The following is an 11163-nucleotide window of genomic DNA, read 5'->3' as shown; positions in this document are numbered from 1 at the left end:
AAATAGTTCCTCTCTAATGTACAATCTTGACTATTATTTCTCATCGTAACAAAATTTATTAAATTTAAATTTTGTTACCGAAATATCTAACCTTTACAATTTCGACGAAGGAGAAATCTCCACGAGTAACTCTACAAAGATTGGCAACTTACGAGATGGAGCTTCTTACGAAGATTTCTCCTTCGTCGAAATGACAAACTGTATGGTAAAACTTTGTCAAAGTTTGAAACTTTGACAAAGTTGCTACACGTATTATTCTTCTATCTTACGAACTCGGTCTAACCAAGTAAACTTCAATACCGTAGTTGTCACTAAGAAAACTACCAAAGCAACTCCAGCTTTCGGATAATCTCTGATAATGAAATAAATTGGAAGCAGAATCATACTTGACTGCCAAATAATACCAATTACACAATTCATCATATCTAAATAGAAATCATTATTTTTTTGGAAAGACTGATCTTCCGCTTTTAATTGTTTGTAAACTGGAGTCCAGAATCCCCAAGGTCTAACGTTGCTGTAGAACGATTTTAGAACTTCCATATCTGTTGGTTTGCTTAAGTAAGTTCCTAAAAGGCAACCCAAAATTGACATTCCAAAAATTAATGGGAATAAGTAGATTGATGGTACTTGCGAAAGGTCATGCAAGAATGTTCCCGCTGCTAAATTTCCTTTGTTTTGATCTAAAATGAATTGAAGAGAAGCTGCAATTAATCCACCGACCATTCCCCAGAAATAACCCCATCCGTTAAAACGCCACCAAATCCATTTTAAGAAGTTGGCTGCAACGTATCCTCCGTATAAAGCACTTGTTATCCAAAGTGTTAATGAGTTGATTGAATCTGCAAAGAATCCCATGAAAACTCCAAGACCAACAACCAAGAAAGAAGAAATCTGACTTACTTTAATATAGTGTTTGTTTGAAGCAACTGGTTTGAAATATTTTTTATAAATATCATTTACAATATAAGCTGGTCCTGCATTTACGAAAGCTGAGAATCCAGACATGAAAGCTGCTAATAAACCTGCTAGAAGAATTCCTTTAATACCAACTGGAATATAAAGATTCACCACTTTTGGCATCAACAATTCTAAATCTGCTCCTGTAAGATTAACATTTGCATTTAATTCTGGTGCAAGGTTTACTAATGCAATAACCACAATTCCTGTGATTAATAAATATCTCGGAATAAATAAAATCAAGTTCGTGAAACCACTCATGTAAGCTGCTTCTTTTACCGATTTTGTAGAAAGAACACGTTGTAAATCATAACTTGGAGTTGGTCCTGCAACACTCGCGAAAAATCCTTTGAATAAAGTCATTCCAATGAAAGCGCCGAACATTTTGTAACCTTCAGTATCAATTAATCTGTTGAAAGTTTCGAATTTATCGCTCCATTGCGTTTCAAATTCCCATCCGAAGAAAACATTTTTCCATTCTGGCGTAATAACCGAATTGATTTGAATATCTGTATAATTGATGAATGCATAACCCGCGATTAAAACTCCGGCAACAATCATAATAATATATTGCACTACTTCTGTCGCAACTACAGAAAACATTCCGCCTTTAACCGTATAAATTGTAGTTAAAAAAATGATTAACAATGCATAAGCTTGTTCTGAAGTCAAGAAAACAGAACCATTCATGTGAACTGTTAAATCCCAAGGAAGAATGATGGTTACAAATTTTCCGATTCCAACAAAGAAATAAGCAATGAAACCAATTGTAGAAATAATAGCAAAAATAGCTACAATAATATGCGATGCTTTTCCAGCTTTGTCGCTTCCAAAACGAGTTAAAATCCATTCAGATCCCGTCATTACTTTTGATCTTCTAATCCAGACTGCGAGGAACATCATGACAAAAATCTGATTCCAGATTGGCCAAAGCCACATAAACATGAAACTTTTTACGCCATATAAAAATAAAACTCCAATCATCCAGGAAGTTCCTGAAACATCAAACATTCCTGAGCCATTGCTCAATCCTAAGAAATACCATTTGATTGATTTCCCTCCAAGGAAATAATCATCAAGTCCTTTTGATGCTTTTCTTGAAATCCAGATTCCGATACCGACCGAAAGTACGATATAGATTAAAATGATTGATACGTCTATAATGTTCATTAAGTTATTTATTTTGAATTAGTTAGTTTAGACCCCAGTTTTGGTTTGGCTGTGCTCCCATTACAAAATGAAGTACACCGCCTTTTTGCATTTCTTGGTGAGAAATGGCTGTTTTATTAAATGTTTTTCCGTTTAAAGTAGCCGATTGGATATAGAAATTTTTGTCTGAAACATTTTCTGCTTCAATTACAAAAGTTTTTCCGTTTGGAAGATTTAAAGTTGATTTCTCAAAAATCGGACTTCCAATTTCGTATTCTCCCGAAGCTGGATTCATTGGATATAATCCCATTGAACTAAATACATACCAAGCCGACATTTGACCGCAGTCTTCGTTTCCGCTCAAACCATTTGCTGTGGTATTGTATTGCGTATCCAAAATATGACGCACCCAATATTGTGTTCTCCAAGGCTGTTTGGCATGATTAAACATATAAGCAATATGATGGCTAGGTTCGTTTCCATGTGCATATTGTCCGATCAAACCAGAAATATCTGCTGAAACATTGTTTCCTGTAATCTCAGAACTCTCTGTAAATAGTTGTTCTAAACGTTTTGTGAAAGTGGCATTTCCGCCGTGAAGCTTAATGAATTCATCTACATTATGAGGCACAAACCAGCTGTGCTGCCAAGCATTTCCTTCAGTATAATCTGTATGTTCTCTGTGGTTGGAGTGTTTTGGGTCGAAAGGCTCGTTCCAAGATTTTCCATCTTCCGATTTTCCTCTCATGAAACCAGATTTCGAATCAAATAAATATTCGTAAGCTTTTGAACGTTTAGAGAAAAACTCATAATCAGCTGTTTTTCCTAATGCTTTTGCCATTTGCGCTACACACCAGTCGTCGTAAGCATATTCTAAAGTAATCGTAACTGATTCATCTAATAAATTGTACGGAATGTAACCGTATTTTTTGTAGAAATTCAATCCGCGTTCGTCTTGCATCATTGTCGCTTTCATTGCTTCAAAAGCTTTTTCGGCATCAAAACCTTTAATACCTTTTAGATAAGCATCAACAATAACTGGAATCGAATGATATCCTGTCATGGTATTGGTTTCATTTGCATATAAAGTCCAAACCGGAAGAATCTTTTTAGTTTCGTAATACGCTAACATTGAATTAACTAAATCGGAAACTTTTGTTGGTTCTAATATTGTCAGCAATGGATTCTCTGCTCTAAAAGTATCCCAAAGTGATAAAGTAGAATATGCCGTATAATCTTTAGCAGTAATAATTTTATCGTCTTCTCTTCTAAACTGACCGTTTTTATCGCTGTAAGTCACTGGCGCAACTTGAGCATGATATAAAGCCGTATAGAAAATAGTTTTAAGAGAATCAACTGGAGTTTCTACCGTAATTTTGCTTAAAGCTTTGTTCCAATCTGAAGATGCTGAAGCTTTTACTTTTTCAAATTCCTGATCTTTATCTAAATTGTCTTTTGCGTTTTCAACACTAACAGAAGATAGCGCCACTTTTACACCCAATTCTTTAGAGTTTTTAGAATCAAAGAACAATTGTAAAGCCGTATTTTCGCCTTCAGCATTTGAACCTGAAACTACTTTTTTATCAGCAGTAATAATAGATTCTGTAATGGGTTTAGAAAACTTCGCTACAAAAAACACTTTCTGATTTTTTGCCCAGCCTGTACTGTAACGGTATCCGCTAATAGTGTTGGCATCTTCAATTTTGATAGACGTTTTTACCGCTTTGTCCCAGTTAATAGCGAAACCTAAATCAACAACAACAGATTGTGTATCGTTATTATTATAGGTATACTTATGGTATGCGGTTCTTTGCGTAGACGTTAATTCTACATTGATTTTAGGATCTTCAAGAAAAACTTGGTAAGAACCCGGTGTTGCTTTTTCGTTAACATGATTGTATTTTGATTTATACGGAAGGAAATCGCGTGAAGCGGCTTTGGCGGTTAAGTCTAATTTTTTGTTTGTCGGCATAAATAAAATATCTGCCAAATCACCGATTCCTGTTCCGCTTAAGTGTAAGTGACTAAAACCCGAAACTATTGAGTCAGAATAATGGTAACCAGAACACCAATCCCAGCTTGAAATTCCATTATCTGGACTCACTTGCAGCATCCCAAACGGAACTGTCGCGCCAGGATACGTATGCCCGTGACCGCCAGTACCAATAAAAGGATCTACATAATTTGTTGCAAAACTTTTTGGATCTTTGTTTTTATCTACTTTTATTTTGCAACTTGCAATAAAAATTACCGTTAAAGAGAGCAGAGTAATTTTCCTCATATCAAAACAATATTAATTTAACTTTAAATTTAGATAAATTCAACTTTTACCAAAATATTTTTAGACGGACGACATTTAAACAGCTCTAAACATCAAAAAATAGTAACAAACGACATTTTATACTCTCGATATGATTTTCAACTCAAGCAAATCTTACAGCTTACCTGTGCGCTACCATGTTTACTTCTGGCTGACCTATTTTGTGTTCAATACATTCCGATGGGGAAGTTATTTTAACGATTACCTCTACTCTCTAAAAACCACTTTACTTGGATTTCCAATTCACATGGCATTATGTTATCTGAATATTTTGGTTTTAATGCCACATTTCGTTTATAAAAAAAAATACTTCCTATATATAGTAACTGTATTGTCGGCGATTTTTATCATGGTGGTTTTAAAATTCAACTTAACTTATTTATTAATCACTCATAACGTTTGGCCAGAAGGTCCGCAGACCATTAATACCCTTACATTAAACTATACGATTGATATGATGATGGGCGAATTGTATGTAATGACGTTTGTTACAGCAATTAAAATCACGCTCGATTTATTACAGGAACAAAGACGTGTAACCGATCTAGAAAAATCGCAATTGGAAACAGAACTTCTGTTTTTAAAATCTCAGATTTCACCGCACTTTTTCTTTAATACTTTAAATAACATTTATTCGCTTTCTGTAGAAAAGTCCAACAAGACTCCGAAAATCGTTTTAAAACTTTCAGAATTAATGCGTTATATGCTTTATGAAACAAAAGAAAAGAAACAGTCTTTAGAGAATGAAATTCTTTGCATTCAGAATTATTTGGATTTGGAAAGAATTAGAAACGGAGAACGTTTGGAAGTCGATATGTCTATTTCGGGAGATATACATGATAAAGAAATTTCTCCCGTCTTACTTTTGACTTTCGTCGAAAATGCATTCAAGCATGGCGTTAACAAAAATACTGGAAATGTTCTCATTGATATCAGATTTAAAGTAAAAGGTGATTATTTATATTTCACAATTTCAAACCCTATGCCCGAAATTACCGTACATAAAGATAATTTTAACAAGGCAAGTGGTATAGGTATAGAAAATGTCAAAAAAAGACTTGAACTGGGATATAATAAAAATGACTATAAGCTTTCATTTAAAAATAAAAAGAATATTTTTGTCGTTAAACTAGTTATAAAAGTCACTTAAGCCCTAGCTTTTATCGGTTTAGAAAACTATACCTACAAAAAACCAAATATCGGCCTAAATAATATTTACAAATGAAAATAAAGTGTTTAATTATCGATGATGAGCCATTGGCAATAAACGTTATTAAAAATTATATTGAACAGATTGAGGATTTAGAATTAGTAAACACTTTTAGTAATTCTATTGAAGGATTAAATTTCTTAAAGAACAATACCATTGATGTAATTTTTCTAGATATAAACATGCCTGTTTTAGACGGTATTAATTTTATTAAAAGTTTAGAAAACCCGCCTTTATTGATTATTACGAGTGCTTACGACCAATTTGCAATCGAAACCTACGAACTTGATGTTTTGGATTATCTGGTAAAACCAATTGAGTTTCCAAGATTAATGAAAGCAGTCAACAAGATTAACAAAAGGCTTAACAATACCAGCAAAGTTCCGCAGGAAAACAATAAAGAAAACCCTTTTATTTTCGTTAAAATCGACAAGAAAAAAATGAAAAAGATTTTCCTGAATGAGATTTTGGTTATCGAAAGTTTAAAAGATTATTTAAAAATAAGCACCACTTCAGGAAAATTCATTATTCACAGCACTTTATCAGATTTTACAGGATTATTGCCAGAAAGAGATTTCATCAGAATCCACAGATCATACACCATTGCAATTGATAAAATTGACGCCGTAGAAGGAAACAGTATTGAAATTGAAGGACTTCGATATGTGATTGGAAGATCTTATATTGATGAAGTAAAACAGAAAATTTTGAGCTCTTCTATTTAGTAAAAAGTTATATGTAATAAGTTAGATGTAAAATATCTAACTTTTTTTATGCTCATTTGTCAACTCACATTTCACATTTTACAGATCACATTTCACCAGACCATATAAAAAATGAAAATGCGGCCAACCACGACCGCATTTTCTCTCAATTATAGGTAACTAACCAAAATAAACCATGAAATAGTCTATTATCTTTATTGCTGCAAAAGCACTTAGAAATGATAACGTTTAAACGCCTCAATAGCCGAATAATCTGCTAATCCTAAGCTGTGGTATTTTTCTGCAGTCAATCTGTTTCTGTCTTCAACTCGCACCCAAAACTCCCTGCTGTCATCACCTTGAAACATTACGCCGTCTTTTTGAGACTGGTGATAAAAAATAGCATGTCGTTTCTTTAAAACCTGATCGGGACTCATTGGTACTGCCATGTCAATTTGGTACGATTCCCATTCATGCCAAGCGCCTCTGTAAAGCCAAACCCAGCAATCGTTCATAAAACTATTGTGTTTTAGAATTTTTAAAGCTTCAAACAAACTATCTAAACACACTTTATGAGTTCCGTGCGGATCTGCCAAATCTCCTGCGGCATAAATTTGATGCGGTTTTATTCTTTCAATAATATCACACATAATGTCGATATCTGCATCCGAAAGATTATTCTTTTTTACTGTTCCAGTTTCATAAAACGGAAGATCTAAAAAATGCACATTAGTATCTGACAAACCTAAATAACGCGTGGCACCAAAAGATTCACTTCTTCTAATTAATCCTTTTAATTTTCTAACTTCAGGCGCATCAATCTCATTTCCTGATCTATTCTGAAGAAAGTCAATTATTTTATCAGACATTCTAGAATCTGGGTGCAATGCTTTCGAAATCTCAGCAAACTTCAGTGCTTCTTCATTAGAAACCGCAATATTTCCTGATGTTTGGTACGCCACATGAACTTCATGTCCCTGCTCTATCAAACGGTCAAAAGTTCCTCCCATCGAAATCACATCATCATCTGGATGCGGGCTGAAAATGATAATTCTTTTCTTTTCCGGCGTGGAACGCTCCGGTCTGTACGTATCATCAGCGTTGGGTTTTCCGCCCGGCCATCCCGTGATGGTTTGCTGCATTTTATTAAACATTTTAATGTTCAAATCGTATGCAGTTCCTTCCTCCGTCAAAAGACTCGACATTCCATTGTCGTTATAATCTTTATCAGTCAGTTTAAGGAAAGGTTTCTTGGTTAATTCACTCAACCAAGCCACTGCTTTTAATTTTAATTCATCTGTCCAAATACAAGATTTAACCAGCCAAGGCGTTTTAACCCTTGTTAATTCAGATGAAGCTTCTGTATCTAGAACAAATGTTGTGTTGTTATGCTCTTGTAAATACGTAGCTGGCACTTGCGAAGAAACTTCTCCTTCGATAGTCTTTTTTATAATTCCTGCTTTACTGATTCCCCAACCAAGCAAAACAATTCTTTTTGCATTTCTAACGGTTCCAATTCCCATTGTAATCGCTTTTCTAGGAACATTATCTATTCCTAAAAAAGAGGAAGCCGCATCGACTCTCGTAATATGATCAAGTGTAATGCTTCTTGTTCCCGAATTTACATGCGAACCAGGTTCATTAAACCCAATATGTCCCGTCCTTCCAATTCCTAAAAGCTGAAAATCTAATCCTCCGTAAGAGATAATTTTCATCTCGTAATCAATACAGTATTGCTGTAATTCTTCTGCGCTTACCTGCCCGTCTGGAATATTAATGTTTTCTGGATGAATATTGACATGATTGAATAAATGTTCGTGCATAAAATGATAATAACTCTGAATATCATTTTTATCCATCGGATAATATTCATCTAAATTGAAAGTCACAACGTTCTCAAAACTCAGACCTTCTTCTCTATGCATTCTCACCAATTCTTCGTAAACCTTAATTGGCGAAGAACCTGTAGCCAAACCTAAAACACAAGGTTCGTTTAACTCGCTTTTTCTCTGAATTAAATTAGCAATTTCACGAGCGACCAATATAGAAGCTTCTTGCGAGGACTCGAAAATAACATTATGAGTTTTCTCAAAACGTGTTTCTTCAAATTTTCCTGCTTCTCTAAAACCTATATCTTCTTTAATCATTTGCCTTGCCATTTAATTACTAAGATAAAAGTAGAATTATATAATCCGTTGCTAACAAAAATTCGACTAATAACGACTGCGCTTCGGCAAAAGACAAAATAGGACAGTTTCAAAAAAGCAACTCCTTTTTTATATGCTTCGGAGAAGCTTAATATTTATAGAAATAATCTACGATTACAAAATCAAAGCTCCAGCGGAGCGACATATTTTTCTACAATCGTATTATATGTCGCTCCGCTGGAGCTTTCTTCATTTCCTTTATGGTAATCTATAAATATTTCACCCCTCCGGGGTTTTAATGTAGAATATAATCTTATAAATATTCCAATATCAACTCTTTTTAAAACAACTTTGTTTTCCCAAAAAAGGACTTTTATTCCACAACTCCAATTTCAGCTATCGAAACTGTTTGCGTTTTCCCGACAGCAGCTGTGGCGACAAATTTCAAAAATCTTGCTTTTACTGCAGCAAAATTTTTAACCTGCTCGATCGGATTGTGTTTAACATTCGAAAATTCTCCTTCTGATTGTTTGTCCCAATAAAAACTATCTACACTTGTATACAATTCATAATTTGATATCAAATTTAAATTGTTGCCAACCTGCTGTGGCGTATAAGTAAAACCTTTAATACTGATCAATTCTCCCATATCAATAACAACACTTTGTGGCAATTTGTTTTCATCATTTCCAAAACTCCATTCTGTATTAGCATTGCCGTCAATAATTCTTTCAACCGATTTGCTATCACCGCTCGAAGCCGAAATTACTTTCCATTTCTCTTTAGAAACACCATATTTTGCGCTCTTTACAGCACTATTGATTTTCTCTTTAGCGTTTCTTGAAATAGCTTTAATTTCTACTTCATTATTATATACAAATGGTGCTTTGTATAAAGTGCTTTTTTCAGTAGGTGTCTTTCCATCTAAAGTGTAATAAACAGCATTTCCTTCTTCTGATTTAATCGTAACCAAACCATTTTTATCGCGAAGAATTTGAGGTTCTTTTACAAAAGTTGGCGCATTGTAAGCCTCAATTGCACTAATTACAAATCCAGCTTTTGCATCCAGAATATTCACTCTAAGTGCAGAAGCCGCAACACGGTCTAAACGTAAGATTCTTTTGTAGCCAATAGTAGTTTCATTGGCGATTGTTTTCCATTGTCCATCAACTTTTACTTCAATAGAAAATACTTTTATGCGCTGTCCCAGTTTAATATATTCTTGAAGTAAAATTCTATTGATTGCTGTTGGCTTTTTAAACGTAAATTCCACTGTAGCTTGTTTTACTTTATCGTCAGTTGCCCAATACGTATTTTTATTTCCGTCGATTACATTCTGCGGACCAAAATTAAAATCGTTTGCACGAATGTTTGAAGCCTGAACCTGAGTTTCTGCTAATAGTTCTTTTTTGAAATCGGCTTTAATAGTGGCAACCAATTCTTTCAATCTTGCTTCGTCATTTTCATGAACCAAACCTCGCGTATCAACAGGAAGATTTAATAATAAAGTAGCATTTCGTCCAATCGATTCATAATAAATATCGACCATTTCGTCAAGCGAACGCACTTTATCGTCTTCAACAGAATGATAAAACCATCCTGGTCTTATGGAAACATCAGCTTCGCCAGGAACCCATTTTTCTCCGTCTTCATGTCCAGACATAAACTCAGAGTAATGTACTTTCCCAGCCAATTCATCTTTCTGGCGTAGTAACGACCAATTGGTTTTTCCTGCACGTCCTTCTTCATTTCCAATCCATCTTGCTTCAGATGGTCCAACTCCCCAAACTAGCGTTTTTGGCGCGATATCGTAGATTAACTTATAAGTTTCATCCCAATTATAATAAGTCAAAGAATTGATTTTTCTAGTTTCGTTTGCACCACCATAATAACCGTCTCCGCCATTTGCTCCGTCAAACCACATTTCGAATACGTCTCCATAATTGGTCAATAATTCTTTTAACTGATTTCTGAAATACGTGATATATTCTGGTTTGCCGTATTGCGGATGGTTTCTGTCCCAAGGCGAAAGATATAATCCTAATTTTAAATCGTATTCTTTACAGGCAGCAGCCAATTCTTTTACCAAATCTCCCTTTCCGTTTTCCCAAGGCGAATTCTTAACTGAACGTTCTGTATAAGCCGATGGCCATAAACAGAATCCGTCATGATGTTTAGCAACGAGAATAATGCCTTTCATTCCTGCCTCTTTTACCACGCGCGCCCATTGGCGAACGTCTAACTGCGACGGATTAAAAAGTTCCGGAGATTCGTCTCCATAACCCCATTCTTTATTCGTAAAAGTATTTAATGAAAAGTGCACAAAAGCATAAAATTCCATTTCCTGCCAATCGATTTGTTTCTGTGTCGGAAGTGGTCCAAAAGGCTTTGGAGCATTCATCAATTCCTGACTTGAAGCACTAGAAATTATACCCAAAAGACATAAGGAAAGAAATATTTTTTTCATTGCTGCTTTGCTTTAAAATAATCTATAAAACATAAATGTAGTATAAATTGAAATCTTTCGAATAGAATTTCGACCAACAACATTTTTTACAGCATTTTGGTATAAAATGATTTTATTTAAATAATTCGTTTGAGTATACTATTTTTAAAATAACTGTTTTTTGAAGTTGCTAAAAAATAAAGCCCAAATCTGTAGATTTGGGCTTT

6 protein-coding genes are annotated in these 11163 nt (G+C 34.5%); 2 read left to right on the top strand and 4 right to left on the bottom strand.

Translation table 11 applies throughout. From position 1 onward, the window contains the following. Positions 1–252: 252 nt before the first annotated feature. On the bottom strand, positions 253–2130 hold the full coding sequence (locus AC5ZCW_RS22110) for a sodium:solute symporter family protein (protein ID WP_496121811.1): 1878 nt from the start codon (positions 2128–2130) through the stop codon (positions 253–255). 22 nt (positions 2131–2152) lie between these two features. Further along, entirely contained in the window at positions 2153–4390 is a 2238-nt protein-coding gene (locus AC5ZCW_RS22105; protein ID WP_496121809.1) for a GH92 family glycosyl hydrolase, read from the bottom strand. A 130-nt stretch (positions 4391–4520) separates the two neighbouring features. Here AC5ZCW_RS22105 and AC5ZCW_RS22100 point away from each other — a divergent pair, with 130 nt between their 5' ends. Together AC5ZCW_RS22100 and AC5ZCW_RS22095 are read left to right on the top strand one after the other, a co-directional pair. Continuing rightward, positions 4521–5579 carry a sensor histidine kinase gene (locus AC5ZCW_RS22100; RefSeq protein ID WP_343543962.1) on the top strand — a complete coding sequence of 353 codons (1059 nt, stop codon included), beginning with the start codon at positions 4521–4523 and terminating at the stop codon, positions 5577–5579. Positions 5580–5650: 71 nt separating this feature from the next. Further along, positions 5651–6364 carry a LytR/AlgR family response regulator transcription factor gene (locus AC5ZCW_RS22095; protein ID WP_343543960.1) on the top strand — a complete coding sequence of 238 codons (714 nt, stop codon included), beginning with the start codon at positions 5651–5653 and terminating at the stop codon, positions 6362–6364. 212 nt (positions 6365–6576) lie between these two features. Here AC5ZCW_RS22095 and nagB read toward each other — a convergent pair whose 3' ends face one another. After that, on the bottom strand, positions 6577–8490 hold the full coding sequence (gene nagB, locus AC5ZCW_RS22090) for a glucosamine-6-phosphate deaminase (protein WP_496121808.1): 1914 nt from the start codon (positions 8488–8490) through the stop codon (positions 6577–6579). A 373-nt stretch (positions 8491–8863) separates the two neighbouring features. Beyond that, complete coding sequence (locus AC5ZCW_RS22085; protein WP_496121807.1) at positions 8864–10957, bottom strand: alpha-L-fucosidase; 2094 nt, start codon at positions 10955–10957, stop codon at positions 8864–8866. Positions 10958–11163 lie beyond the last annotated feature (206 nt).

Source organism: Flavobacterium sp. PLA-DH12, from assembly GCF_059511845.1.
This window is presented reverse-complemented; position numbering and strand designations above follow the sequence as displayed.

Excerpts from the sequence above, each read along its gene's own strand:
- AC5ZCW_RS22110 (WP_496121811.1), bottom strand. The coding sequence starts at position 2,130 with ATGAACATTATAGACGTATCAATCATTTTAATCTATATCGTACTTTCG.
- AC5ZCW_RS22105 (WP_496121809.1), bottom strand. The coding sequence starts at position 4,390 with ATGAGGAAAATTACTCTGCTCTCTTTAACGGTAATTTTTATTGCAAGT.
- AC5ZCW_RS22100 (WP_343543962.1), top strand. The coding sequence starts at position 4,521 with ATGATTTTCAACTCAAGCAAATCTTACAGCTTACCTGTGCGCTACCAT.
- AC5ZCW_RS22095 (WP_343543960.1), top strand. The coding sequence starts at position 5,651 with ATGAAAATAAAGTGTTTAATTATCGATGATGAGCCATTGGCAATAAAC.
- nagB (WP_496121808.1), bottom strand. The coding sequence starts at position 8,490 with ATGATTAAAGAAGATATAGGTTTTAGAGAAGCAGGAAAATTTGAAGAA.
- AC5ZCW_RS22085 (WP_496121807.1), bottom strand. The coding sequence starts at position 10,957 with ATGAAAAAAATATTTCTTTCCTTATGTCTTTTGGGTATAATTTCTAGT.